Source organism: Aureimonas endophytica, from assembly GCF_014642635.1.
Lineage (GTDB): Bacteria > Pseudomonadota > Alphaproteobacteria > Rhizobiales > Rhizobiaceae > Plantimonas > Plantimonas endophytica.
In genome coordinates this window covers 362,664-386,708 of the sequence record NZ_BMIQ01000003.1, presented here as the reverse complement: position 1 = coordinate 386,708, position 24,045 = coordinate 362,664, and the positions used below count along the sequence as shown (strand labels likewise).

The window sequence follows — 24,045 nt, the reverse complement described above, 5'->3', positions numbered from 1 at the left end:
ACCGTCGCCGCATGATCGACGGCGGGGCGGCGGCGCTTCTGGCGGCCGCTCTCGCGCTCGCTCTCTCGCTGTGGCCGCCATTCCGGGAGATCGAGAGCCGGATTTTCGACGTCCTGTCGACCTCCTGGCCGCCGGCCGTCGCGAGCGGCGGCCCGAACGATACCGTCATCGTCGCGATCGACGAGCCGTCCTTTTCCGAGATCGGAATGCGCTGGCCCTGGCCGCGAAGCCTGCATGCGGACCTCGTCCGTTCCTTGCGCGCCGCTGGCGCGAAGGCGATCGGGCTCGACCTTATCTTCGCCGAACCCTCCGAGGCGGACGAGGATTTTGCCCTCGCGGCGAGTCTCGGACCGGACGTGGTCCTGGCCGCCGACCGCAGCCTCATCGAAACGCCGCAAATGAGCCAGCTCGTTCGAACGGAGCCCCTCGCGGCGCTGCTGACCGGCGGAGCACGCGTAGGCTTTGCGACGCTGCCCCTCGACGCCGATGGGACGCTGCGCCGTCTGCCGGCAGAATCTGACGCCTTCGCTCGCGCGCTGCTCCGGATCATCGATCAGAGCGCCGCCGATCGACCGGCGCGGGCCGAGACCCTTCTCGTTCAGGCGCTCGGTCCCGCCCGCACGATCCCGACCGTATCCTATTACCAAGCCCTCGACCCTGCGGCCTTCCTGCCGCCCGACATGTTCAAGGATAAGCTGGTTCTGGTGGGACGCAGCCTGCAAAGCGCCGTCTCGGCCGAAAGCGGCGGTCCGGACAGCTTCGCGACGCCGTTCACGTTGCGATCCGGTGCGCTCGTGCCGGGTGTCGAAGTGCATGCGACGATCATCGAGACGCTGCGCCGTGATCTCGTGATCGCAGCCGCCTCGCCGGCGCTCGCCGCTGCGACCATCGCCTTCGCCGCGCTTCTCGGCTTCGCCTGCGCCTGGCGCCCCACCGATCGATGGACGGGTGTTCTGGCGCTGGTCCTCTTCATCGGCCTATTTGCGGTCTCCTTCGCTCTTCTCAAGACGACGCGCTTCTATCTGCCACCGCTCGCCCCGGCTCTCGCGGGAGGACTGGCGACGGTCGCCATCGGCGCGCGCGACCTCGCCGAGGAGCGGCGGCGGCGGCGGGAGATCGTCAAGGCCTTCTCGCTTTATCTGGCGCCGGAACAGGTGAAGCGGCTCGTCGCAGAGCCGCAGGCGCTGAAACTGGGGGGCGAGACGCGGCGGCTCACCATTCTGTTCAGCGACGTGCGCAACTTCACGCCTCTGGCCGAAGGTCTGAAGGACGAGCCGGAAAAGCTCACGCTTCTGATGAACCGGCTGCTGACGCCGCTGTCGGAAGCCGTCTTCGCGCAAGGCGGAACGATCGACAAGTTCATCGGCGATTGCATCATGGCCTTCTGGAACGCGCCGATCGAAGATGAACAGCACGCCGTTCACGCGGTCCGCGCCGGCTTGGCGATGCTGGCGGCGGTGGAGCGGCTCAACGAAGAATTGCGCGCCGAGGTGGCGAACCCGGCGGAAGTGCCGCGTCTCACGATCGGCGTCGGGATCAATACCGGGCTTTGCGTCGTCGGGAATTTCGGCTCGGAGAAGCGGTTCGACTATTCGGTGCTCGGTGATGCCGTCAACTACGCGTCGCGCCTGGAAGGCGCTTCGAAACTCTGCGGCGTGCCGCTTCTCCTCGGCGCTGAAACGGCCCGGGAGACCGAAACCGAGTTGGGCCCCGTCCTCGTCGACCGGATCGCCGTCAAGGGCCGGAGCGAGCCTGAACTGGTCTACACGGTGTTGCCGGGTCCGCCAGTCCACCCCTGTGAGCGGGCAGCGCTCGACAGGCTCGTCAGAGCCCTTCTAGACGGTGCGACGACCGTGGAGGTGAGTTTCACTGACCCAAGGTTGCGGCCATTTTACGAAAGAATCCAGGCACGGGAAATGGCGCGTCAAGCACCGCAGGCGTCTAAGAAAGAGGGCTGACGCAACTGCCCTGGCCAAGCATGCCGCTTGGGTCGACCCGCTGGCTGTCGACGACGGGTCGCTCTTTGCAGATATATCTATCCATTCGTGAGCGTTTGGGAAGATGTGGCGATGGATCGCCGTAGATGAGTCACATCGAGCGCCCCGGCAGGACCGAGTCCTGCGAAGATCTCCGCCTCTCGCTGACGGGTCAGCGTGTATTCGACCTCACCCAGCACCTCGTTCAAACGGATGTTAAACCCGTTATAGCAATGACGACAGTTGGAGACACGACTTCGGCGACACGTTCGGCATAGCCGTGCGCCACTTGGTTTGACCTTTTACGGTCAGCCGCCCGAGCCGCTCGGCTCCAGCGGTTGGTCGGGTGGGAGACTTTCCGAATCGTCCAGTTCTTCCCGCACCGTCTTGCATGCGCCGGAACCGCCGTGTCGCGAACCTCAGGTCGTCGGGATGCAGTCGGCGCTCTCAGGCAGGATCTGGCCGCCGTCGACGACGATCGTCGTGCCCGTCACATAGGAGGCGCCGGTCGAGGCGAGATAGAGCGCGGCGGCCGCGACGTCCTCGGCGAGGCCGAGGCGTCCGAGCGGCACGGCGCGCCGCATGCCTTCGATGAATTCGGGGCTCCGGCCGCTCGCCAGCCCCTCCGTCATGATATTGCCGGGCTCGATGCCGTTCACCGTGATCCGGTGCGGCGCGAGTTCCAGCGCGGCGGCGCGGATGAAGCCGTTGATCCCGCCCTTCGATGCGGCATAGGCGGAGGTGCCCGGCGCAGCGACGCGCGGGCCGGTGATCGAGGAGGTGAGGACGATCCGCCCCGCCGACGACCGTTTCAAGGCCGGCAGGCAGGCCTGGACGGCGAGGAAGCTGCCGGTGAGATTGACGCGCAGCACACGCTCCCAGTGGGCGAGCGACATGGTCTCGAGCGGCGCCTCGGGATAGATGCCGGCATTCTGCACGAGGATGTCGAGGTGGCCGAAGCGTTCGAGGACGATGGCGGCGAGCGCCTCCAGCGAGGCCGGATCGGCGAGATCGGCCTCGACGAAGAGCCCGGCCTCGCCGAGTTCGGCCGCGACGGCCCGGCCTTTCCGCGCATCGAGATCGGCGAGGACGACCTGCGCGCCCTCGGCCGCGAAACATCGCGCGATCCCCGCGCCGATGCCCTGCGCCGCCCCGACGACCAGCGCGATGCGGCCGTTCAACTGCCTTGCCATGGAATGCTCCGAATATGCCTGGTGCCTTCGCACCGCTCGCGGCGCCGGGCGGGGCGATCCGCTCGGCCGCGTCCGTCTCGTCCGCTCAGTTGCAGGTCGTCGTATAGAAGGATCTGGCCACTGCCGGATCGTCCATGTTCCGCTGGGTGACGACGACGAAGGGCAGGAAGTGATCGTGCTCGACGGAGGCGCGCGGGATCTCCTTGCGGATCAGCCCGGCGAGGGTCCGGATCGCGTCATAGCCCATCTGATAGGGCTGCTGGACGATCAGCGCGTCGTAGACGCCGTCGCGCAGGTCGTTCACCTGCTGCGGATCGGCATCGAAGGAGACGAGCTTGATGTCGCCGCGCTTGCCGGCTTCGAGGATGGCGGCCGCCGCGCCCGTCGCGGCGGCGGAATGCGTGACGTAGACGCCCTTCAGATCCGGCGTCGACTGGATCGCGGCGGCCACCTGCTGGGCCGCCTTGGTCGAGCTCGTCTCGGGATAGGCGATCGGCAGGAGCTTCGCCTTCGGATGCGCCCGCTTGAAGGTCTCGACGAAGCCTTCGACGCGCGCGTCGATGTCCGGCAGGCCCGGCCGCATGCCGATGGCGAGGAAGGAGCCCTCGTCGCCCGCGACCTCGGCCATCGCCCCGGCCGCCGCTTCGCCGCCCAGCCGGTGGTTCGACTGGATGTTCTGCGTCTCCACCGGCTCGTTCAGCGGCGCGTCGACGGTGATGACCGGCGTCCCCTTCGCCTCCAGCTCCTGCACCTGGGTGATCAGCGCGCCGCCATCCGTCGGCGCGAGCACGATGCCCTGCGGCTTCAGCTGCACGGCGGCATCGATGAAAGGCTGCTGCAACGCCACGTCCCAGTCCGCCGGGCCGGCCCAGCTCATGGTGACGTCGAACTCGGCGGCGGCCTTCTGCGCCCCGCATTGCATCGTGGAATAGAAGGGAATGCCGACCTGCCCCGGCAGGAAGGCGATCTCCACCTTATCGCGGGCGAGCGCCGAGCCCGCCGAAAGCGCGAGGAAAAGAAGGGCGACGGCGGTGATGCGGGGGGACGCGGGCATGGCTTTTCCTCTGGTGACGGGTGGGGTTTGCGGGAAGGCGCGGAACGGGGACGGATCGCGCATCAGGCCTGGCCGGCGCGCCGGCGCTGGTCGATCGCGACGGCGACGATGACGATCAGGCCGACGGCGATCAGCTGATAGAAGGAGTCGACGCGCATGATCACGAGGCCCGTGCCCAGCACCACCGGGATCAGCGCGCCGATCACCGCGCCCACGACGGAGGCCGAGCCGCCGAAGAGGCTGGTGCCGCCGATCACCGCCGCCGCGATGGCCTGCATCGCGTCGGTCTGGTGGCCGCCTATATTGGTCGTGGCGAAGCGGGAGATGTCGAGGATGGCGGTGAGGCCGCAGAGGAAGCCCATCATGCCGAAGAGCGTCATGAGCTGACGGTCGACGGCGATGCCGGCCCGGCGCGCCGCTTCCGGCGCCGAGCCGATGGCGAGGGTGCGCACGCCGAACCGCGTCTTCGCGAGGAAGAACCAGAGGACGGCGGCTGCGGCGAGCGCGATCACCACCGGCACCGGCACGACGCCGCCGATGCGATAGATGCCGAAGGAGGTCTGGAGCACGCGCGGCAGACCCGGCACGTTCGCGCCGCTGGTGATGACGAGGGCGGCGCCGAGACCGATCGTCGAGGTCGCGAGCGTGGCGAGAAAGGAGCTGAGCTTCAGCCGCGTGACCAGAAGGCCGTTGACGAGGCCGAAGAGCGTGCCGGCGACGAGGGCGACGACCATGCCGCAGAGGATGGCGCCGAGCGCGTTGCCGCCCGGCGCCGGCATCAGCGCGGTGATCGTCTTCGCCGACAGGATCGAGGCGAGCACCACATTGGCCGCGATGGACAGGTCGAGCTGCCGGGCGCCGAGGAGATAGGTCATGCCGAGGGCGAGCAGCGTCAGCTGCGAGGCGTTCAGCGCGATCGTGAAGAAATTGCCGACGTTCAGAAAGGCGTTCTGCGGCGAGATCGCGGAGAAGAGCGCGACGAGGCCGAAGAGCACGAGCGCCATCCAGAAGGCGGTGGCGCCGCCGAGCCGGCCGAGAAGGCCGGGTTCGCGTTCGTCGGTCGCGGCCGCGAGGGCGCCGTCGTCGAGGGTGGAGGGGGTCATTCAGGCGGCCTTTCCGGCACCGAGCATGATGTCGACCACGTCGCGCACGCCGACGTCGCGCGGGGCGAGATCGGCGACGGCGAGGCCCTGGCGCAGGACGATTACCCGGTCGGCGAGCTCGAGGACCTGGGGCAGATCGTGGGAAATGAGGAGAACGGCGAGATCGCGGGCCGCCGCGCCGCGGATCGCCCCATAGACCATCTCGCGCTGCCGGGCGCCGAGCGCGGCGGTCGGCTCGTCCAGCATCACCGCGTTCCGCGCCCAGTTGAGGGCGCGGGCGATGGCGACGCATTGGCGCTGGCCGCCGGACAGGCTCTGCGCCGGCACGGCATAGGATTTCAACCGCGCCCCGAGACCCAGCATGATCTCGCGCGAGCGGGCGGTCATCCGCGGCCGGTCGAGCACGCCGAGCCGGCCCGCGAGGCCCGGCGCGACCAGTTCGCGTCCGAGATAGACATTCTCGGCCACCGTCAGATCCGGCGCCAGCGCGAGGTCCTGATAGACCGTCTCGATGCCGAAGCGCTGCGCGTCCTTGGTCGAGAGTAAGGTGGCCGGCCGGCCGTCGACGAGAAGCTCGCCCCCGTCCGGGCGGTATTCCCCTGCCAGGACCTTCATGAAGGTGGACTTGCCGGCGCCGTTGTCGCCGACGATCGCCGTGATCTCGCCGCGCCGGAAGGTCATGGAAACCCCTTTCAGCACCTCGACGGCGCCGAAGCGCTTGGTGACGGCACGCGCTTCGAGCGCCGGCGGGGCGGCGACGTCGGCGAGCGACGGAGAGTCTGTTTCGGCCATCGCGTCCATCCGTAAACGATTTACGAAATCGATTGCGTAATGCAACTCCGTTTTTTCTCCGGGAGCAAGACCATAGTTTCGGCAGCTCGTGCCTATCCGGTGATCACAATCCAAAAGGGTGCGGAACGGCCATGCAATCGATTGCGCCCACCCCTTGCCCGTGCTTAGAGACTGTTCGGGAGTCCTCGTTCGAGGGCTGGCGAGGGATCTTCGTCCCGCTGCGAGACGCAATGCGCCCGGTGCCGACGGCATCGGCGACGAGCGCGACGGAGCGGATGGCTTGGAAGCCCGCCGGTCTTCGTGACGAGCCGTCCCGAACCGCCGCTCAGACCGCCCTCGATGTCCCGCACCAAGCCGCCCACGATGCAGCGCGTCGCCGAACTGGCCGGCGTTTCCACCGCGACGGTGTCGCGCGTTCTCGCCGGCGTGCCGGGCGCGACCTCCGAGGCGACGGCCGAGCGCGTGCGCCGGACCGCCAGCCATCTCGGCTATGTGGTGAATGCCGTCGCCTCCAGCCTGCGCAGCCGGCAGACCTCGACCATCGGGCTGATTCTCGCCGATGTCGCCAATCCGTTCTTCGGGCGTCTGGCGAGCGGCGTCGAAAGCGTGCTCAGCCGCGCCGGCTACAGCCTCCTCCTCGCCAATTCCGGCAATTCGGTCGAGACCGAGGCGCAATTGCTGCGCGTCATGCGCGAGAAGCAGGTCGACGCGATCATCCTCGCCAGCGCCGGCGGGTCGGGCGCCCATATCCGCGAGGCACTCGCCAAGGGCTCGCGGATCGTGCTGGCCGACACGGAATATCCCGACCTTCCCCTCGACGCGGTGGTCATCGACAATGCCGCCGCCGCCGAGGAGGCCGCCGGCCATCTCCTCGATCTCGGCCATCGCCGCCTCGCGGTGCTGACCGGTCCGCTCGAAGCCTCCTTCGATCGCGAGCGCCTCGCGGGCGTCGGGCGCGCCTTCGCGAAGCGGGGGCTGGCGCTCGACCCGAGCCTCGTCGCGCGGGGCGATTCGACCTTCGAGGCGGGAAAGCGGGCGACGCGGACGCTGCTCGCGGCGGCACCGACGGCCGTCTTCGCCACGAACAATCTGATGTGCGCCGGCGCGATCACCGCTCTCCTCGACGCGGGGCTGCGGATTCCGGAGGACATCTCCGTGCTCGGCTTCGACGACATGGACTGGTTTCCGATCTTCCGGCCGGCGATCAGCGCCGTCGCGCAACCGGTCTTCGAACTGGGCGTCGCGGCGGCCGAACGGCTCCTGGAGGTGCTGGAAGCGGACGGGCCCGGCGCCGCGCCGCGCCGCGCCGTTCTCGAGACCACGCTGATCCTGCGCGCCAGCACCGCATCCTGTCCTCCTGCCTGAAGGAACTTTTCCCGTGCCGAATTTTCCGATCGTCGACGCGCATGTGCATCTCTACGACCCGGCGCGGATCGCCTATCCCTGGCTGGCTTCGGTTCCGGCCATCGACGGCGCCTTCCTGCCGGCGGATTTCGACGCGGCGCGGGGGCCGGTCGCGGTCGAGAGCCTCGTCTTCGTGGAGGTCGACGCCGCGCCGGGCCGCGAGCTCGACGAGGCGCGTTTTGTCGCCGAACTCGCGGAAGAAGACGCGCGGATCGGGGCGATCGTCGCCTCGGCGCCGGTGGAGCGCGGCGCGGCCGTCGCCGAGGACCTGGAGCGCCTGCGGACGCTGCCCCGCGTCACGGGGGTGCGCCGCCTGATCCAGGGCCATGCCGATCCGGCTTATTGCCTCGCGCCGGACTTCGTCGCTGGTGTGCGCGAGGTCGGGCGCGCCGGCTTCACCTTCGATCTCTGCATCCGCCATTGGCAGCTGGCGAGCGCCACCGAGCTCGTGCGCCGCTGCCCGGACGTGTCCTTCGTGCTCGACCATATCGCCAAGCCGCCGATCGCGGAGGGCGGGCGCGAGCCCTGGAGAACCGAGATGCGGGCGATCGCCGAACTGCCGAACGTCGTGCTGAAGGTCAGCGGCGTCGTGACGGAGGCGGACCCCGAGGCCTGGACGGTCGAGGACATCCGCCCCTATGTCGAGCACAGCCTCGACTGTTTCGGCTTCGCTCGCTGCCTCTTCGGCAGCGACTGGCCGGTCGTCAACCTCGCCGCCTCCTATACGCGCTGGATCGAGGTCCTGGACGAATGCCTTGCCGGCGTGCCGGAGGCCGAGCTGCGCCGCTTCTATCGCGACAACGCCATCCGCACTTATTCCATCGGCGCGGCATAGGCCGCGCGGAGGTCGGCGAGCAGCCGGCCGAGCCAGTTCTCGCCCTCGCCGCGCCATTCGCCCCAGAAGCGGGCGATCGGCCCGTCCTCCGGCGAGTCCTCGACGAGGCGGGCCGTGCCCGTGCCGATCAACCGCTCACGCAGGTCGGACGCGCCGTTGAACTTCGCCTTCAGCACCGCTCGCATCGTCGCGAGCTGGATCTCGGCCCAGTCGGGCCGGGTGTCCTCGCCGGGCAGCGCATGGCCGGCGGCGGCAGCGAGTTCCGGCGTCGGGGCGGCGGCGAGCCAATTGGCCGTCGCGGCATCCCTCGCCTTGAGGGAGACGAAGGCATGTTCCGCGCTTGCGTAAACGCGCCCCTCGAACTCGAGCGGGCGCGGATGGAGGTTGCTCAACCAGGCATGGGGTCCGAGACGCGGATCGTAGAAGGTGATGGTCGACATCTGAAAGGCGGGCTTGTGCGGCGGGATGGACGGCGCTAGGCAGAAACGCAATCGATTACGTAGCCCTTTCGACAGGGTATCGGCAAGGAGTTCGCGCGGGATGATCGCCCTTTCGGACATTGAGGCCGCCGCCCGGCGCATCGCTCCCCATATCCGCCGCACGCCGCTCCTGGCGGCGACGGCGCTGCGCGAGCCGGTCTCCACGGCCGAACTCTTCCTGAAGCTCGAATGCCTCCAGCCGACCGGCTCCTTTAAGGTGCGCGGCGCGACGAACCGCCTGCTCCTGACGCCCGCCGAGGACCTGCCGCGTGGCCTCGCCACGGCGTCTGGCGGCAATCATGGCCTGGCCGTCGCGCGGTCGGGGGCGCTCGCCGGGGTTCCGGCGACGATCTTCGTCCCCCGGACGATCTCGGCCGAGAAGCTCGCCAAGCTGCGCGACTGGGGTGCGACGGTGCGGCTCGAGGGCGCGGTCTGGGACGAGGCGAATGTCGCGGCGCGGGCCTTCGCGGCCGAGACCGGCGCGGTCTACATCCATCCCTTCGGCGATACCTCCGTGATCGCGGGCCAGGGCACGGTGGCGCTGGAGATTCTGGAGGCGCTGCCGGATCTCGACGTGATCCTCGTCGCCATCGGCGGCGGCGGTCTCGTCGCCGGCATCGCTTCCGTGCTGAAGGCGCTGAAGCCGGCGGTGCGGATCGTCGGCATCGAGCCCGTCGGCTCGCCGACACTCCGCGCCAGCCTGGAGAAGGGCGCGGTGACGCGGCTCGACGCGGTGACGACGCGCGTCGCCACCATGGCCTGCGGCAAGACCGAGGAAATCGTCTTCGAGATCGCGCGCGGGGCGATCTCGGAGATCGTCCTGGTCGAAGACGAGGAGATGCTAGAGGCCGCGCGCTGGCTGTGGCGGGAAATGGGGCTCGCGGCCGATCTCAGCGGCGCCGCCGCACTCGCCGCGATCCGCTCCGGACGGCTCGACCTGCCGCCCGGCGCCAAGGTCTGCGCGCTCGTCTGCGGCGCCGGCTCGGAAGGGATCCAGGCCTGACGGCTTCGCATCCGCCCGCTCGCGCGTCCGCCCGCTGACGAATGCGTCCCTCCAGTCGCCGGCCCTCGCGGCGGGCCCACTGTCGTTTCGCGTGCAGCGGTTCGGCGGTGTCCTCCGCGATCAGCGCGGCCGGCGCGCGCCCGAGAGGCTTTCCTTGCCGCCGGGCACCGTCGATGATCCGCGTCCGATGAGGGTCTTCCCCGGCTGCGGAATGCAAGCGGCTGCGGTTGCGAGATCCGGATCGACGGAGCCGAAACCGACGATCACGCGCGGCCTTCGAGGCTCGCGAGCAGGCCGGCGGTGTCGGTGACCGTGGCCTGTTCCGGCAGGCGAGGCAGCAGCAGCGAGAGAACGGCTTCGTGCGAGGCGAGCGAGGCGCTCGTCACCGCGTCGGCGACGACGATCGCATGGTAGCCTCGATCGATCGCGTCGAAGACGGTCGCGAGCACGCAGACGTCCGTTTCGACGCCGGTGAAGACGAGCGCGCCCGGTGACAGGGCGGCGAGACGATCGGCGAACCGCGCATTTCCGAACAGCGAATAGGTCGGTTTGTCGAAGGTTCGCGCGGGCGCGGCGAATTCCGCGAGCTCGGCGATGACCTCGACGAGGCCCGCCGGCATGCGATCGCCCGTCATGCTCGCCCAGCGGCGGTAATAGTCGCGCCAGCTCCCTTGTGCCTCCCCGGCATTCGCCGGAACGCTCATCCGGGCGAAAAGCGTGCGCTCCGGCATGGCCCGCGCGATCCGCGCGACGTTCGGAACGATGCCGGCCAGCGCCGGCGCGTGCCATTTGGTTTCCTCCGCGAACATGCGCTGCATGTCGATGCAGAGATGGACGGCGTCCGGACCGATCATCGACCCGGCGCTCCTCACGGCCCGCCCTGCAGAAGCACGCTATGCGCCGGCGACCAGGACAGTGTTACGGCCGCGCCCGGCGCGAGCGGTCGCGCGTCACGGTTCTGCGCGAAGACCTTGAAGCGCTGGCCCGCCGCTTCCGCCTCGTAGGTCAGCGCCGTTCCGGCATAGACGGAGGTCGTGATCGTGGCCGGGATGCGGTTCGCCCGGTCGTCCGCACGGCCGGCATCGGCGGTCTCGATCTCGATCTTTTCCGGCCGGACCGCGAGCGTCACGGCGTCGCCCACCGGCGGGAGCGCGGCGGCGCTGGCGATCGTCATGCCGTTCGCGATCCTCACGCCGTCCGGCGTGACGGTGCCGTCGAGAAAGTTGGTGTCGCCGAGAAATTCCGCGGCGAAGCGCGTTCTCGGCCGCTCGTAGACCTCCGTCGGCGCGCCGATCTGGACGATGCGGCCGCGATCGAGGATCGCCACCTTGTCGGACAAGGTCAGCGCTTCCTCCTGGTCGTGGGTGACGAAGATCGTCGTCAGCCCGCTTTCGCGCTGGATGCGCACGAGCTCGACCTGCATCTCCTGGCGCAGCCGCCGGTCGAGCGCCGAAAGCGGCTCGTCGAGAAGGAGCACGCTCGGCCGCGTGACGATGGCACGGGCCAGCGCCACCCGCTGCTGCTGGCCGCCGGACAGTTGCTTCGGCTTGCGATCGGCGAAGCCCGGCAAACGGACGAGTTCGAGCGCGCGGTCGATCTCGCGGCGCGCTTCTGCCCCCTTGATGCCGCGCCGCGCGAGGCCGAAGGCGACGTTGTCCGCGATGCTCATATGCGGAAACAGCGCATAGGACTGGAACACCATGCCGATATTGCGCGCCCAGACCGGAACCTGCGTCACGTCGCGGCTGCCGAGCATCACCTGGCCTCGATCGGGGATGACGAAGCCGGCGATGATCCTCAGCAGCGTCGTCTTGCCGGAGCCGGACGGCCCGAGCAGGCTGGTGAAGGATCCTTCCGCGAAATGGGTGGTGATGTCCGACAGGACCTCGATCTTGCCATAGCTCTTGGCAACGGCGGAGACGTCAACGGCGGTCACGGGGCGCTCCTGGTCTGCTGAACACGGCGAAGAGAAGGAAGAGCGACATCGACCCGCCGAGAAGGATCGTGCAGATCGCGTTGATCTCGGGCGTGAAGCCCTTGCGGATGGCGGAATAGATCTCGACCGGCAGCGTCGAGGAGCCGGGCGTGGCGAGGAAGTAGGACACCACGAACTGGTCGAGCGAAACGGCAAAGGCGAAGAGCGCCGCTCCGACGATGCTCGGCAGGAGCAGCGGCAGCGTGACGAGGAAGAAGGCGCCCGCCGGCCTGGCGCCGAGGCTCATCGCCGCTTCCTCCAGATCGGTCCGTACGGTCGTGAGGCCCGTGCCGACCACGAGCACCACATAGGGGATCGCCAGCGCGACGTGGCCGATGAGGATCGCGTGCGTGCCCCGCCCGATGCCCGTCCAGAAGAAGAAGACGAGCATCGCCGTGCCGGTGATGAGCCAGGGGATCGCGATCGGCGGCAGAAGGAGAATGCGCAGCAACGTCTTGCCGTGGAACTCGCGCCGCGACAGGGCGACGGCGGCGAGCGTCCCGAGCGTGGTCGCGATCACCGCGGTGACCGCCGCGATGAGAACGCTGTTCCAACTCGCCCTGAGGAGGCGCGTGTTCTCGCCGAGCGCTTCGTACCAATGCGTCGTGAAGTGGAACGGCAGCGCGTAGAGCGGCGACTCGTTGAAGCCCATCGCGACGAGCACCGCGATGGGAAGGTAGAGGAAGGCGAGGATCGCGACGAGATAGGTGCGTGCGGCGAATTTCATCCGGCGTGCTCCTCAACTGGCCATGTTGCGGCGCAGGACGCCGGAAAAGGTCGCGAAGATCGCCAGCACCACGGCGAGGATGGTGAAGGACAGGGCGGCGCCGAGCGGCCAGTTAAAGGCCGCCGTGAACTGCTCCTCGATCACCGTGCCGAGCGTCACGCCGCGCGTGCCGCCGAGGATGCGCGGTTCCATGAAGGCGCCGATCACCGGCACGAAGATGAGGATCGAGCCGGAGACGAGGCCGGGCGCGGCCATCGGCACGAGGATCTTGAAGAGGATCGTCCACCAGCGGGCGCCGAGACTGGCCGCCGCCTCGACGATGGATTCGTCGATCGTCACCAGCGCGACGTAGCAGGTCAGCACCATGTAGGGCAGATAGCCGTGGACGAGGCCGAGCACGATCGCCGGCAGCGAATAAAGGAAACCCGCCGACGGCGCGTCGGCCCAGAAGGTGCGGATGGCGCTGTCGAGGAAGCCGCCATCGCGGATCACCATCGTCCAGGAAAAGACGCGCACGAGACCGTTCGTCCAGAACGGCAGGATGACTAGGACAAGGAGCGTCTCACGGACGCGGCCGGCGGTGGCGCGGATGAGCGCCAGAGCGGCGAGGAAGCCGAGCACGGCGCAGATCGCCGTCGTCCAGAGGCCGATCAGCAGCGAGGTCCAGGCGACGCCGACGAGATAGGGCTGGTCGACGAAGGCGCGGTAGTTCTTCAGCGTGAAGGCGACTTCCTTCTTGCCGAGCGGCGTCGCGGTCAGGAAGCTGAACCACAGCATCGCGAGAAGCGGCAGAAGCACGGCCAGCGTCAGCCAGCCGTAGGTCGGCAGCAGCATGGCGACGGTCGCCATCCATGGCGGCAGCCGGCGCCCCCCGGCAGGGGCCGCGCTGGTCGCGCGGCCCGATGCGGTCGTGGCGATCTTCGCGGCCTCAGCCGGCATAGGACGCCTTCACTTCCTGCCACAGATTGTTGAACGCCTCGCGGCGGTCGTCCGGCAGCGGCGCCATGAGCGTCATCGAGTCGAGGTACTTCGGATCGTGGACCTTGCGGTTCAGGTCATCGGCGGGCAGCTTGTCCATCGCGGCGGCGTTCGCGGAGGCCGGCGCGCCGACCTTGGTCGCCCACTCGAAATAGAACTCGGGGTCGATCATGTAGCCGATGAAGGCCGCCGCGTTCTCCTTGTTCTCGCTGGAGGCGGGGATCGCGAGGGTGTCGAGCCAGCCGACGGCGCCTTCCTTCGGCACCACGAATTCGAGGGGAAGCTTGAAGTTGCGCTGCGAGCGGACCGACGCCCCGGACCAGTAGACCGACAGGTCGAACTCGTTCGCCGAGAACGCCTTGTTCCACTGGTCCTCGCTGGTCCAGATGGTCTTCACGTTCGGCTTCAGGGCCTTCAGCCAGTCGCCGATCGGCTTCAGGTCCTTCGGGTCGTTCATGTTCTGCCCGGTCATCAGCGCCCCGATGGCGACCGCCGTCACGGCGTCGTCGAACAGGCCCACCTTGCCCTTGTACGCCGCGTCCGCCAGCGCGGCGTAGCTGTCGGGCTTCGGCTTGCCGTCGCGGATGGCCAGCGCGTTCATGCCCCAGACCCAGGGCACGCCGTAGTGCTTGCCGTCGACGGTGAAGTTCGGGTGGTCCTTCAGCTTCGCCAGCAGCCCGTCGGCGTTCGGAATGGTCGAGAAGTCCACCGCTTCGAGGAGGTCCTCGGCCAGCGCCTGCTGGGTGCGCGCGCTGTTCACCACCACGACGTCGTAGGTGCCGGGATTGGTCCGGATCTTCGTGAGCATCTCGGACTCGGCGTTGTAATAGTCGTTGATGACCTCGATGCCGGTCTTCTTCGTGAAGGCCTCGATCGCCCATTTCTCGTCCGTGCCGTAGCCCTGCCAGTTGAGGACCGTCACGGTGCCGGCGGCTCGCGCCGGGCGGACGAGCGTGCCGAGACCGCTCGCGGCGAGCGCCCCCACGCCCATGATCGTCAGGAATTCGCGTCTCGAACTGTGCATGGTCGTTCTCCCTCTGGATGTCGTGAGGTTGTATGCGCTGGCTTGATCCATTTCGACCTGCGATGCGGAGGCCTTTCGGCCTCCGGCCCCATTCGGCGGGAAGCTGGCAGCGGATCGCCGTCCCTTCCCTTCGATCCGACCCGTCAGGCCGGGCGGCGCAGTTCCTTCACCACGACGTCGCCGTCGATCACGACCGGCTCGTCGTCGAGGAACAGGGAGCAGCCGCGCATCGGGATGTCGAGATGGCAGGCCGTGTCGTTCGGGCCGCCGAGCTCGTTGTTCGGGCCGGTCGAGAACATGACGTTGCCCCAGAAGGAGCGCGGCTCCATGCCCATGCCGCCCGGGAATTCGCCTGGCACCAGCCCGTGCCATTTCGCGTCGGGGTTCATGCCCCAGCCGACATGGCTCATGCCCATGCCGCGCGGATCGTTGAAGCCGCTCATGTAGGATTTCACGAGTTCGGCCTCGAGACCCCCGCGGATGTCGGTCACCCAGCCCTTCTCGATCGTGTAGGTGATCGGCTCGCGCACATAGATGTTCTGCGGCAGAAGGATGTCGCCGGGCGCCACCACGATCCGCCCGTCCACGCCATCGTCGTCGCCGCCCGTGAAGACGAAGCCGGACGGCCAGTGGTCCCAGCGGCCGGGCTCGTCGGTGCAGGCATATTCGGTGACGGTCGGATAGGTGTTCAGCTTGTAGGTCACGTCCGTCCCGTGCGGCGAGGTGATGCGCATGGACTTGGCTTTCGCCAGGATCTCGCCGGCGATCTCGACCTTCTCGCGCAGTTCCCTGGTCGGCAGCATCCGGGCGAGGAGTTCCGGCGGCTCCACCGCCGTCAGCACCCGCGTGCCGGCCGCCTGGATCGCCATCTGCTCGGGGCTGAAGAGGAGGAAGATGCAGTCGATCAGCATGTCGGCGGCTTTCAGCGCCTCCACCGCGTCCGGCATCGCGGCAAGGCCCGTCTGGCCGACCGCCCAGGCGCCGACCGGCGGGGGCGCGGGCAGGCGCATGTGGTACATCTTCGCGCCGAGGCGCTGGCCGGCGGCCATGAAGGCGTCGGCATAGTCGAGACGATCGCTGCCTTGCGTCAGCACGACGAGCTTCTCGCCCTCGTGGACGCCCGACATCTTCAACTGATGCAGGCAGATTTCGGTGAAGCTCGCATGATCCATGGCCGTTCTCCTTGCAGTCGGGATCTCGCCGGTCGCGGCTCGGACAGGGTCACGCCGTCGCCGGTAGGGACGTCGCGCGCCCGAGTTCGGCGATCGTCTCGTCCAGCGAAACGACGTCGCCATATTTCGAATCGATGTCGAAGAGATTGGCTTCGTGCGGCGCCTCGTGCCGGTCGCCGACGCAGTCCCTGACCACGATGGTGCGGAACCCGTGCTGCACGGCGTCGACGGCGCTCGCGCGGATGCAGCCCGAGGTGGAGCAGCCGGCGAGGATCACGGTGTCGATCCCTTGCGCATGCAGCATGGGGGCCAGACTCGTGCCGAAGAAGGCGCTGGCATATTGCTTGGTGAAGACAGGCTCGCCGGGCAGCGGCTCCACCCCTTCGCAGAATTCGGCCAGCGGATTGCCGGCCACCATCGCCGTCATCACCGGCGCCTTGCGCACCCACACCCCGCCGTCGGCGCATCCGGGCGCGTGATAGAGGATGTTGGTGTGGATCACCGGCACGCCGAGCCCGCGCGCCGCCGCCAGCAGGCGCGGCGTTTCGGCGACCGCCTTCACGACGCCCGGCGCAAAGAGCGGCGCGCCGGGAACGGTATAGGCCTTCATGAAATCGATCACCAGAAGCGCCGGCCTCGTGCCGAAGCCGATGCGGTGCCCCCAGACGCCCTTGTAGTTCTCGGATGCGGCCTGTTCCATGGCTTCGCTCCTCAATAGGCGCCGGAGAGAAGCGCGCCGGCACCCGGCACGACGCGCTCCAGTCCCAGCGCGTCCAGCATCCGATGGGTTGTGGCCACGGCGGCCGAGAGCGTTGGCTTGCCCGTCAGCGCCTCGACCCTGGCGATGCTGGGAAGGGACGGCATCTGGACGCAGGCGGAGAGCACGATGGCATCGACGCCGCTCGTATCGAGCCCGGCGACGATGGCCGGCAGGTTCGCGGAATCGTGCGCGGCGACCTTCAGGTTGTCGGAGATTTCGAGGGCGCGATGGGTGACGACCTCGATCCCTTCCGCCTCGATATAGTCGATGACGAGCTTCGTCAGCGGCTTCATGTAGGGCGCGACGAGGGCGATCCGCTTCGCCTTGAGGATGCCGAGAGCCTCGACCAGCGCGCCCGCGCTCGTGACGACGGGCGCCGGAGCGCCGTTCTCCTCCGTCACCTTCGCGAGGCGCGCCTGGCTTTCGCGGTGGTAGCCATGGCCCATCGCCATGATGGCGACGAGGCAGGCATAGCCGAGAACATCGACGCGCGCGTCGGACAATTCGAGCGCGCAGCGGTCGGACTGCGCGTCCATCGCGGCGAGTTCTTCCTTCGTCACATGCTTCATGCGCATCCGCGCCGAATGGAAGGTGAAGCGCTCGGGCCTGATCAGCTGACGCGCGGCCAGCATCGCCGGGATCTCGGTCTCCATCGTGATGTTGGAGCTCGGCACGATCTGGCCGATGCGGAAGGTCCGGGTGCTCATGGATCAGCCCCGCGCGAGAGAGGTGCCGAGAAGCGCGTCGAGGGCGCGGAAGAAGCCCTCGAAGTCGTCCCAGGGAATCATGTGGCCGGCCTCCGGCACGCGGGCGGTGCGGATCGAGGGGTTGAGGCGCAGGATCTCCGCCTCGTCGTCCGGCTCGATCACGCCGCCGCGCCCGGCGATCATCAGGACGGCGGGCACGGAAAGGCCCGGCAGATCCCGGTGGATGTCGTCGGCGTGGAAGCCCTCGAAGGCCGTGACGATCGCGGGCTCGAAGCAGGTGTGCAGCCACTCGGCGCGCAAGCCCCGCTGCTCGTCCGTCCAGGTCGGGCAGAAGGCGCGCATGGCCTCCGCGTCCATGCCTTCCGTCGCGAGCCGGATCGAATCGACATACCAGGGCAGCTTCGAGGGATAGGGCCGGCGACCGGGACCCGAAACGGGCGGATCCACCAGCACGAGCCGCTCCATGCCGGCGGCCTCGCCGGAGGCGGCGCGGATCGCGATGCGCGCGCCCATCGAATGGCCGAGCACGGTGACGTTCCGCAGGCCGAGGGCCGGGAGGAGCGCCGACAGGTCGGCGGCCATCGCGTCCAGTCCGTAGTCGAGGCCGGGTCCGGTCGAGGACAGGCCCCGACCGCGCACATCGACCACATAGGTGTCGAAGGCCTCCGCCAGCCGCTCGGCGACGAAGCCCCAGGTGATCGCCGGGCTTGTGATGCCCGGCACGAGCACCAGCGGCCCGCCTTTGCCGGGATAGTGCAGGACGTGCTGGCGAATGCCGTTCGCGCGGACGTTCAAGCCGTGGGGAAAGGTGCCGCTCATGCCGCCTCGCCTTCGCCGCGCAGCGGCGCCTCGAATATGTCATAGCCGAAGACCCAGGCCGGGTCCTCCTGCGTGCGCAGCCAGGTATTGGCGTTGGATACGGCCTGGACCCGCGAGGCCCGCTCGCGACGATTGGCTTCGTACAGGCGGAAACCCGTGGCGAAGTCCGACAGGCCGGTCTCGCCGAGACAGCGCGCCAGCATGGCGCCGTCCTCGATCGCCATCGCGGCCCCTTGCGCCATGTGCGGCTTCATCGGATGGCAGGCATCGCCGAGAAGCACCATGCGCCCCCGGCTCCAGAGCGGCAGCGGGTTGCGGTTGAGGAGCGGCCATTTCGAGACTTCGGTCGTCGCCTCGATCAGCGCCTGGACGGTCGGATGGTAGCCGGCGAAGGCTTCGCGCATCTCGTCGCGGCTCGACGGCACGGACGCGCCGTCGAAGTCCCAGGCCGGGTGCGGCACGCCGGTGACGTAGTAGTATTCGCGCCCGTTCCCCATCGTGTCGTAGGCCATCATGTGCCGATCCCGCGACCACCACTTGACGCAAGGCTCGAAGGTGAAGCCCGTCCGGGCGAGACGGTCGCGATCGATGAGAGCCCGATGGCCGACCCACCCGCTGTAGTTCGGCTTTTCTTCCCCGAGCAGCGTTTCGCGGATCCGCGAATTGATGCCGTCCGCCCCGACCACGATGTCCGCGCGGTGACGCGTGCCGTCGGCGAAGGTCAGGTCGACGCCGGAGCCGTCGTCCTCGACGCTCGTCAGGCGCTTGTCGAAATGGAGGGTTCCGCGCTGGAGCGCCTCCACCTGCAAGGCATGGAGATCGCCGCGATGCACCGTGAGATAGGGCGCGCCATAGGTCTTTAAGGCGTAGTCGCCGAGCGGAATTCGGGACAGATACTCGCCGGTGGCGCCGTCGCGCGAGAACCAGAAGTCCGGCTTCGAGCTGATCGCGGTCACCGCGTCCTCGATGCCGATGCGGCGGAAGATCTTGAGAACGTTGGGGCCCATGTGGATGCCGGCGCCGAGCCGCGCGAAAGCGGGAGCCTGCTCGAAGATGTCGACGACGAAGCCCGCCTGCTGCAGCAATGCGCCCGCCGCGACGCCGCCAAGGCCCGCTCCCACGATCGCGATACGAGATGCGTTGGGCATTGTTCGAAGCTTCCTGCGAAGGAGACCGCTATGACCGTTCGATCGGACGAGAAGGATGATTGAGCGCGTACGCTATAAATGCAAGTGGAATCTTTCGCCGATCGCTGCAAAAATTATTGCCGCAATGCACAAATATACAGCTTTTGTGCCTTGAAGCTGGCTCTTGACACCAAAGTCTTTCTCTCGAACATAGTGCATACGCTAGAAACGCGGACCGCGCCGATGAAGGATCCGGATCTCTCTTCCTCTCTGCCGCATCGGACGGAGCCGGTCCGGTCGCGATTCCCCTTGGCCCTTGCGGTCGCCCGGCCGCGCGGCCTAGACCGGTTCTGCCCTGTCTTCGGTGCGGCGGGGCCTCAGCCTGCAGCGCCGACGGAGACGGGACATGCGGGATGCCGCGCGCGAGGGTGCGACCGAGGCGGACGATGCCTACGATCTCACGTCGCAGGTCGGCTATCTGCTGCGCCGTGCCTATCAACGCCATCTCTCGATCTTTCAGGCCGAAAGCGGCGAGGCACAGATCACCTCGGTGCAGTTCTCGACGCTCTGCGCCTTGAAGGACAACGGTCCCCAGTCGCAAGGCGATCTCGTGAAGGTGACGGGAATCGACCAGGCCACCATTCGCGGCATCGTCGACCGTTTGAAGGCACGCGGACTGATCGCCCTCTCGAAGGATCCCGCCGACGCGCGCAAGGTCATCACCGCGATCACGCCGACGGGACTGGACCTTCTTTCCGAGATGATCCCGCGTGCCCGGCGCATCACCGAACTGACCATGGAGAATCTCAACCCGGCCGAGCGCATGGCGCTTCTCCATACGCTGCGCATCGTCGCGGCGCTCGATCCCTCTCCCTGATCGCGGCGCAGGCCAGCGGGGAGGCGTCGGTTGGCTGATCCTCGCGCTTCGGTCGCGATCCGCGTCAACGGTCGCAGCGTCGAGGTGGAAGCAGCGCGGGATACGCCGCTCCTCTACGTGCTGCGCAACGATCTCGCCTTGAACGGTCCGAAATACGGCTGCGGCCTCGGCGAGTGCGGCGCCTGCGCGGTTCTCGTCGGCGACCGGTCGGTGCGCTCCTGCGTCCTGCCGCTGTCGGCGCTCGGCGCCCGCGAAGTGACGACCCTGGAAGGGCTCGGCACGCCGGAGGCGCCGCATCCCGTCCAGGCCGCCTTCATCGCCGCCCAGGCCGCCCAGTGCGGTTACTGCCTGAACGGGATGATCATCGCCACCGTCGCATTGCTGCGCCGCGATCCCCGCCCAAGCGAGAGCGCCATCCGGCAGGCGTTGCGCCACCATCTCTGCCGATGCGGGACGCATGTCGAGATCCTCGCGGCCGTGCGCGCCGCCGCGACCGTGCACACGGAGGCGGTGCGATGACGGTGCCGTGCGATCGAACGGCGGCGGACTGGCTCGCGGCGCCGGATACGCTGACCGTGGTCCGGCCGCTCGCCGGCCGTGACGAACTGTTTCTCGCCGTCGCCGCGGATGGCGGCGTCACGGCCTTCAACGGCCATGTCGACCTCGGCACCGGCATCCGCACGGCGCTCGCGCAGATCGTCGCCGAAGAACTCGACGTGCCGTTCGGGCGGGTGCGGATGGTGCTGGGCTCCACCGCGGCCGCCCCGAACCAGGGCGCGACGATCGCCAGCGAGACCATCCAGGTGACTGCCGAGCCGCTGCGCCGGGCGGCGGCCACCGCGCGGGCTCATCTCCTGCGCCTCGCGGGGGCGCGGCTCGGCGTTCCGCCGGAAAGCCTTGCCGTCGAGGACGGCGTCGTCTCGGTGGGAGAGGGTAGCAATCTGTTCGTCGCCTACGGCGACCTCGTCGCGGGTGGCGCGGCGACGCGCATCGCGATCGATCCGGACGTGCCGCTGAAGCCGAGCTCCGCCCACCGGATCGTCGGCCGGTCGCAGGCGCGCACGGACATCCCCGCCAAGGCGACCGGAACCTTCACCTATGTTCACGACGTCCGCCTGCCCGGCATGCTGCACGGCCGGGTGGTGCGCCCGCCCCATGCGGGTTTCGATGTCGGGCCGCATGTCGGCGCCAGCCTCGTCGCGGTGAACGACGCTTCCGTCGCCGGACTGCCGGGCCTCGTCGCGGTGGTCGTCGTCGGCGACTTCGTCGGCGTCGTGGCGACGCGCGAGGAACAGGCGATCGAGGCGATGCGGCGTCTCGACGTCACTTGGCGCGAGCCGCCGCGCATTCCCGACCTCAACCGCCCGGAAGCGGCGCTGCGCGACAATCCGGCGGCGGCCCGCCGGCTGGCCGAGGAGGGCGACGTCGAGCGGGCGCTCGCCGGCGCGACGCAGGCGATGGACCGGACCTATGTCTGGCCCTACCAGATGCACGGCTCGATCGGCCCGTCCTGCGCCGTCGCCGATTGGCGGGAGGACGGCCTCACCGTCTGGTCCGGCACGCAGAACCCCTACCCGATGCGCGCCGACCTTTCCCGCCTTCTCGACTTGGCCGAGGAGCGGATCGTGGTGGAGCGGCTGGAAGCGGCGGGCTGCTACGGGCGCAATTGCGCCGACGACGTGACGGCCGATGCGGCGCTCCTGTCGCGCGCGGTTCGCCGGCCGGTGCGCGTGCAGCTGACGCGCGAGCAGGAGCACGGCTGGGAACCGAAGGGCGCGGGTCAGGTGGTGGACGTGCGCGGCGGCCTCGATCAGGAGGGCGGCCCGGCATTCTACGATTTCGAGACGCGCTATCCGTCCAATCTCGCCCCGACGCTGCCGCTGATCCTCACCGGCAAGGTGCCGCCGGTGGCCGAGGTGGCGCAGATGGGCGACCGCACCGCGATCCCGCCCTACAGCTTCCCGAACCTTCGCGTCACCGTCCACGACATGCCGCCGATCGCCCGCGCGTCATGGTTCCGCGGCGTTTCGGCGATGCCGAACACCTTCGCGCACGAATCCTTCATCGACGAACTCGCCGCCGCGGCGAAGGTCGATCCGATCGAATACCGACTGCGCTACCTCACCGATCCGCGCGCGATCGATCTCGTGCGCGCCGTCGCCGCGCGGGCCGAATGGCGGCCGCATGCCGAACCCTGCACGCATGGAGGGGACGGCGACATCCTTTACGGGCGCGGCTTCGCCTACGCCGTCTACGTCCACGGCAAGTTCCCCGGCACGGCCGCCGCCTGGGCCGCCTGGGTCGCCGATGTCGCGGTGAACCGGGCGACGGGCGAGATTGCCGTCACGCGCGTCGTCTGCGGGCAGGACACGGGTCAGGTCGTCAATCCCGACGGCGTGCGCCACCAGATCCACGGCAACGTCATCCAGTCGACCAGCCGCGTCCTGAAGGAGGAAGTGCGGTTTTCAGAAACGGGCGTCGCCGCGCTCGAATGGGGCGCCTATCCGATCCTCCAATTCCCGGACGTCCCCGAGATCGACGTCCTGATGGTCCCGCGCCCCGACGAGCCGCCGCTCGGCGCCGGCGAATCCGCCTCGGTTCCGAGCGCGGCCGCGATCTGCAACGCCGTCTTCGACGCGACCGGCATCCGCTTCCGCGAATTGCCGCTGACGCCGGAAAAGGTGCGGGCCGCGCTGAACCCCCTCCCCGCGCCGATGCGACATCAGGAATCGCCGAGGCCGGCGAAGAGGCGTTGGTTCCGGCCGATGGCCGGCGCCCTCGCGGGGGCGCTCGCCGCCGGCGCGGCGGTCCTGCCGTTTCGTTCGGCCATTCCGCCGGTGGAGCGCCCGGCCGCCGGCGTCTTTTCGCCCGCGACCATCGAAGAAGGGCGGATCGCGGCGGCGGCGGGGGCCTGCAACATCTGCCATGCCGGAACGGACGGCCAGCCCTTCGCGGGCGGCCGGTCGCTCGCTACTCCCTTCGGCACGGTCTATGCATCGAACATCACGCCCGATGTCGGAAGCGGCATCGGCGCCTGGAGCTACCCCGCCTTCGAGCGAGCGATGCGCCAGGGCGTGTCGCGCGACGGGCACCATCTCTATCCGGCCCATCCCTATACGTCCTTCGCCAAGGCGAGCGAGCGCGATCTCCAGGCGCTCTATGCCTATCTCATGGCGCAGCCGGCGGTCGGCGCGGAGGTGCCGCGAACGAATCTGCGCTTCCCCTTCAACATCCGCCCGCTGATGGCAGGCTGGAACGCCCTCTTCCTGTCGTCCGCGCCCGTGCCCGCCGCGCCCGGCCGGGATGCCGAATGGCACCGGGGCGCCGAACTCGTGGAAGGGCTCGGCCACTGCTCCGCCTGCCATTCTCCCCGCAACGCGCTCGGCGCGGAGGTGAAGGGCGCGGCGCATCTGACCGGAGGCGTCGTGGACGGCTGGCAGGCGCATTCGCTGCGCGGTGGCCCCGCGCCCGTCGCCTGGACCGGCCAGGCGTTGTACGACTACCTGCGCACCGGCCACTCCGCCGAGCACGGATCGGCGGCGGGCCCGATGGCGCATGTGGTGGAATCCTTGAAAGCCGTTCCCGACGAGGACATCCGGGCCATGGCCCGCTATCTCGCGACCCTCTCCGAGGCCCCCGCGAGCGCCGACGAGGCCTCGGCCGCTGCCGCTCGAACCGTGGCGGCGTCCGAAGCGGCGAAGAGCGGCGCGATGCTCGCGGCACCGAGCGGCGCACGGACGTTCGAAGGCGCCTGCGCCGCCTGCCACACCTCCGGAGCGCCGATCGCCTCGCTCGCCCTCAACACCGCCCTCCATTCGGACAGCCCGGACAACGCGATCCGCGCGATCCTCGGCGGCGTGCCGGCCCATTCCGGAACGCCGGGCGAGGCGATGCCGGCCTTCGGGGCCGCTCTCGACGATCGCGCGATCGCCGATCTCATCGACTATCTGCGGGCGCGCTTCGCCCCGGACAAGCCGTCCTGGCGCGGGCTGCCCGCGGCTGTAGCGGCCGCGAGAACCGCTCCGCATTCCTGATTTCCC

General features: G+C 68.9%; 23 protein-coding genes. 7 read left to right on the top strand and 16 right to left on the bottom strand.

Going from position 1 to position 24,045, the window contains the following annotated elements:
* Positions 1-11 precede the first annotated feature (11 nt).
* Positions 12-1,958, top strand: coding sequence for a CHASE2 domain-containing protein (locus IEY14_RS11965; protein ID WP_188908704.1), 1,947 nt, complete (start codon positions 12-14; stop codon positions 1,956-1,958).
* Positions 1,959-2,395: 437 nt separating this feature from the next.
* Here the strand turns inward: IEY14_RS11965 and IEY14_RS11960 are convergent, their stop codons facing one another.
* The 4 genes from IEY14_RS11960 to IEY14_RS11945 form a co-directional block, all read right to left on the bottom strand.
* A complete protein-coding gene (locus tag IEY14_RS11960; RefSeq protein ID WP_188908703.1) occupies positions 2,396-3,169 on the bottom strand; it encodes an SDR family NAD(P)-dependent oxidoreductase in 774 nt (257 codons plus the stop codon).
* A gap of 85 nt (positions 3,170-3,254) precedes the next feature.
* Complete coding sequence (locus IEY14_RS11955; protein ID WP_188908702.1) at positions 3,255-4,223, bottom strand: ABC transporter substrate-binding protein; 969 nt, start codon at positions 4,221-4,223, stop codon at positions 3,255-3,257.
* 62 nt (positions 4,224-4,285) lie between these two features.
* Positions 4,286-5,326, bottom strand: coding sequence for an ABC transporter permease (locus tag IEY14_RS11950; RefSeq protein WP_188908701.1), 1,041 nt, complete (start codon positions 5,324-5,326; stop codon positions 4,286-4,288).
* A complete protein-coding gene (locus IEY14_RS11945) occupies positions 5,327-6,118 on the bottom strand; it encodes an ATP-binding cassette domain-containing protein (RefSeq protein WP_210318371.1) in 792 nt (263 codons plus the stop codon).
* 339 nt (positions 6,119-6,457) lie between these two features.
* On the opposite strand from IEY14_RS11945, the gene IEY14_RS11940 reads away from it, so the two are divergent.
* The gene (locus tag IEY14_RS11940; protein ID WP_188908697.1) at positions 6,458-7,483 is read left to right on the top strand and encodes a LacI family DNA-binding transcriptional regulator; all 1,026 of its coding nucleotides are present in this window, start codon (positions 6,458-6,460) and stop codon (positions 7,481-7,483) included.
* Between the two features lie 13 nt (positions 7,484-7,496).
* Complete coding sequence (locus tag IEY14_RS11935; protein WP_188908695.1) at positions 7,497-8,357, top strand: amidohydrolase family protein; 861 nt, start codon at positions 7,497-7,499, stop codon at positions 8,355-8,357.
* Here the strand turns inward: IEY14_RS11935 and IEY14_RS11930 are convergent.
* Positions 8,336-8,797: an NADAR family protein gene (locus IEY14_RS11930; RefSeq protein WP_188908693.1), complete on the bottom strand. Its 462-nt coding sequence runs from the start codon at positions 8,795-8,797 to the stop codon at positions 8,336-8,338. The genes IEY14_RS11935 and IEY14_RS11930 overlap by 22 nt on opposite strands.
* A gap of 100 nt (positions 8,798-8,897) precedes the next feature.
* On the opposite strand from IEY14_RS11930, the gene IEY14_RS11925 reads away from it, so the two are divergent.
* Positions 8,898-9,839 (top strand): threonine ammonia-lyase, encoded by a 942-nt coding sequence (locus tag IEY14_RS11925; protein WP_188908691.1) that lies wholly within the window; start codon positions 8,898-8,900, stop codon positions 9,837-9,839.
* A gap of 120 nt (positions 9,840-9,959) precedes the next feature.
* On the opposite strand, the gene IEY14_RS11920 is transcribed toward IEY14_RS11925, so the two are convergent.
* The 11 genes from IEY14_RS11920 to IEY14_RS11870 all read right to left on the bottom strand — a co-directional run bounded on the left by IEY14_RS11920 (position 9,960) and on the right by IEY14_RS11870 (position 19,149).
* Positions 9,960-10,106 (bottom strand): hypothetical protein, encoded by a 147-nt coding sequence (locus IEY14_RS11920; RefSeq protein WP_188908689.1) that lies wholly within the window; start codon positions 10,104-10,106, stop codon positions 9,960-9,962.
* Positions 10,103-10,693, bottom strand: a complete 591-nt coding sequence (locus IEY14_RS11915; RefSeq protein WP_188908686.1) for a cysteine hydrolase family protein — start codon at positions 10,691-10,693, stop codon at positions 10,103-10,105. Before IEY14_RS11915 ends, IEY14_RS11920 begins: the two co-directional genes overlap by 4 nt.
* A 14-nt stretch (positions 10,694-10,707) precedes the next feature.
* Positions 10,708-11,775 carry an ABC transporter ATP-binding protein gene (locus tag IEY14_RS11910; RefSeq protein ID WP_188908684.1) on the bottom strand — a complete coding sequence of 356 codons (1,068 nt, stop codon included), beginning with the start codon at positions 11,773-11,775 and terminating at the stop codon, positions 10,708-10,710.
* A complete protein-coding gene (locus IEY14_RS11905; protein WP_188908682.1) occupies positions 11,762-12,541 on the bottom strand; it encodes an ABC transporter permease in 780 nt (259 codons plus the stop codon). The genes IEY14_RS11910 and IEY14_RS11905 overlap by 14 nt, the downstream gene beginning before the upstream one ends.
* A gap of 12 nt (positions 12,542-12,553) precedes the next feature.
* Positions 12,554-13,480 carry an ABC transporter permease gene (locus IEY14_RS11900; protein WP_373288969.1) on the bottom strand — a complete coding sequence of 309 codons (927 nt, stop codon included), beginning with the start codon at positions 13,478-13,480 and terminating at the stop codon, positions 12,554-12,556.
* On the bottom strand, positions 13,470-14,510 hold the full coding sequence (locus tag IEY14_RS11895; RefSeq protein ID WP_188909239.1) for an ABC transporter substrate-binding protein: 1,041 nt from the start codon (positions 14,508-14,510) through the stop codon (positions 13,470-13,472). The genes IEY14_RS11900 and IEY14_RS11895 overlap by 11 nt, the downstream gene beginning before the upstream one ends.
* 176 nt (positions 14,511-14,686) lie before the next feature.
* A complete protein-coding gene (gene ndpE / locus IEY14_RS11890; RefSeq protein WP_188908679.1) occupies positions 14,687-15,715 on the bottom strand; it encodes a 2,5-dihydroxypyridine 5,6-dioxygenase in 1,029 nt (342 codons plus the stop codon).
* 49 nt (positions 15,716-15,764) lie between these two features.
* Positions 15,765-16,415 (bottom strand): N-carbamoylsarcosine amidohydrolase, encoded by a 651-nt coding sequence (locus tag IEY14_RS11885; RefSeq protein WP_188908677.1) that lies wholly within the window; start codon positions 16,413-16,415, stop codon positions 15,765-15,767.
* Between the two features lie 11 nt (positions 16,416-16,426).
* The gene (locus IEY14_RS11880) at positions 16,427-17,182 is read right to left on the bottom strand and encodes a maleate cis-trans isomerase family protein (RefSeq protein ID WP_280515040.1); all 756 of its coding nucleotides are present in this window, start codon (positions 17,180-17,182) and stop codon (positions 16,427-16,429) included.
* 3 nt (positions 17,183-17,185) lie between these two features.
* Positions 17,186-18,001, bottom strand: coding sequence for an alpha/beta fold hydrolase (locus IEY14_RS11875; RefSeq protein ID WP_188908675.1), 816 nt, complete (start codon positions 17,999-18,001; stop codon positions 17,186-17,188).
* Positions 17,998-19,149, bottom strand: coding sequence for an FAD-dependent monooxygenase (locus IEY14_RS11870; protein WP_188908673.1), 1,152 nt, complete (start codon positions 19,147-19,149; stop codon positions 17,998-18,000). Before IEY14_RS11870 ends, IEY14_RS11875 begins: the two co-directional genes overlap by 4 nt.
* Positions 19,150-19,534: 385 nt before the next feature.
* Here IEY14_RS11870 and IEY14_RS11865 point away from each other — a divergent pair, with 385 nt between their 5' ends.
* From IEY14_RS11865 to IEY14_RS11855, 3 genes are read left to right on the top strand one after another with little or no spacing between them, the layout of a single operon-like run.
* Positions 19,535-20,005 (top strand): MarR family winged helix-turn-helix transcriptional regulator, encoded by a 471-nt coding sequence (locus tag IEY14_RS11865; RefSeq protein ID WP_188908671.1) that lies wholly within the window; start codon positions 19,535-19,537, stop codon positions 20,003-20,005.
* A 30-nt stretch (positions 20,006-20,035) separates the two neighbouring features.
* Positions 20,036-20,524: a (2Fe-2S)-binding protein gene (locus IEY14_RS11860; protein WP_188908669.1), complete on the top strand. Its 489-nt coding sequence runs from the start codon at positions 20,036-20,038 to the stop codon at positions 20,522-20,524.
* Positions 20,521-24,039, top strand: coding sequence for a molybdopterin cofactor-binding domain-containing protein (locus tag IEY14_RS11855; protein ID WP_188908667.1), 3,519 nt, complete (start codon positions 20,521-20,523; stop codon positions 24,037-24,039). The genes IEY14_RS11860 and IEY14_RS11855 overlap by 4 nt, the downstream gene beginning before the upstream one ends.
* Positions 24,040-24,045: the final 6 nt, after the last annotated feature.

Coding starts and splice junctions, on each gene's coding strand:
- IEY14_RS11955 (WP_188908702.1), bottom strand. CDS start 4,223: ATGCCCGCGTCCCCCCGCATCACCGCCGTCGCCCTTCTTTTCCTCGCG.
- ndpE (WP_188908679.1), bottom strand. CDS start 15,715: ATGGATCATGCGAGCTTCACCGAAATCTGCCTGCATCAGTTGAAGATG.
- IEY14_RS11925 (WP_188908691.1), top strand. CDS start 8,898: ATGATCGCCCTTTCGGACATTGAGGCCGCCGCCCGGCGCATCGCTCCC.
- IEY14_RS11915 (WP_188908686.1), bottom strand. CDS start 10,693: ATGATCGGTCCGGACGCCGTCCATCTCTGCATCGACATGCAGCGCATG.
- IEY14_RS11900 (WP_373288969.1), bottom strand. CDS start 13,480: ATGCCGGCTGAGGCCGCGAAGATCGCCACGACCGCATCGGGCCGCGCG.
- IEY14_RS11885 (WP_188908677.1), bottom strand. CDS start 16,415: ATGGAACAGGCCGCATCCGAGAACTACAAGGGCGTCTGGGGGCACCGC.
- IEY14_RS11880 (WP_280515040.1), bottom strand. CDS start 17,182: ATGAGCACCCGGACCTTCCGCATCGGCCAGATCGTGCCGAGCTCCAAC.
- IEY14_RS11870 (WP_188908673.1), bottom strand. CDS start 19,149: ATGCCCAACGCATCTCGTATCGCGATCGTGGGAGCGGGCCTTGGCGGC.
- IEY14_RS11905 (WP_188908682.1), bottom strand. CDS start 12,541: ATGAAATTCGCCGCACGCACCTATCTCGTCGCGATCCTCGCCTTCCTC.
- IEY14_RS11855 (WP_188908667.1), top strand. CDS start 20,521: ATGACGGTGCCGTGCGATCGAACGGCGGCGGACTGGCTCGCGGCGCCG.
- IEY14_RS11865 (WP_188908671.1), top strand. CDS start 19,535: ATGCGGGATGCCGCGCGCGAGGGTGCGACCGAGGCGGACGATGCCTAC.
- IEY14_RS11950 (WP_188908701.1), bottom strand. CDS start 5,326: ATGACCCCCTCCACCCTCGACGACGGCGCCCTCGCGGCCGCGACCGAC.
- IEY14_RS11945 (WP_210318371.1), bottom strand. CDS start 6,118: ATGGCCGAAACAGACTCTCCGTCGCTCGCCGACGTCGCCGCCCCGCCG.
- IEY14_RS11930 (WP_188908693.1), bottom strand. CDS start 8,797: ATGTCGACCATCACCTTCTACGATCCGCGTCTCGGACCCCATGCCTGG.
- IEY14_RS11940 (WP_188908697.1), top strand. CDS start 6,458: ATGTCCCGCACCAAGCCGCCCACGATGCAGCGCGTCGCCGAACTGGCC.
- IEY14_RS11960 (WP_188908703.1), bottom strand. CDS start 3,169: ATGGCAAGGCAGTTGAACGGCCGCATCGCGCTGGTCGTCGGGGCGGCG.
- IEY14_RS11965 (WP_188908704.1), top strand. CDS start 12: ATGATCGACGGCGGGGCGGCGGCGCTTCTGGCGGCCGCTCTCGCGCTC.
- IEY14_RS11895 (WP_188909239.1), bottom strand. CDS start 14,510: ATGGGCGTGGGGGCGCTCGCCGCGAGCGGTCTCGGCACGCTCGTCCGC.
- IEY14_RS11875 (WP_188908675.1), bottom strand. CDS start 18,001: ATGAGCGGCACCTTTCCCCACGGCTTGAACGTCCGCGCGAACGGCATT.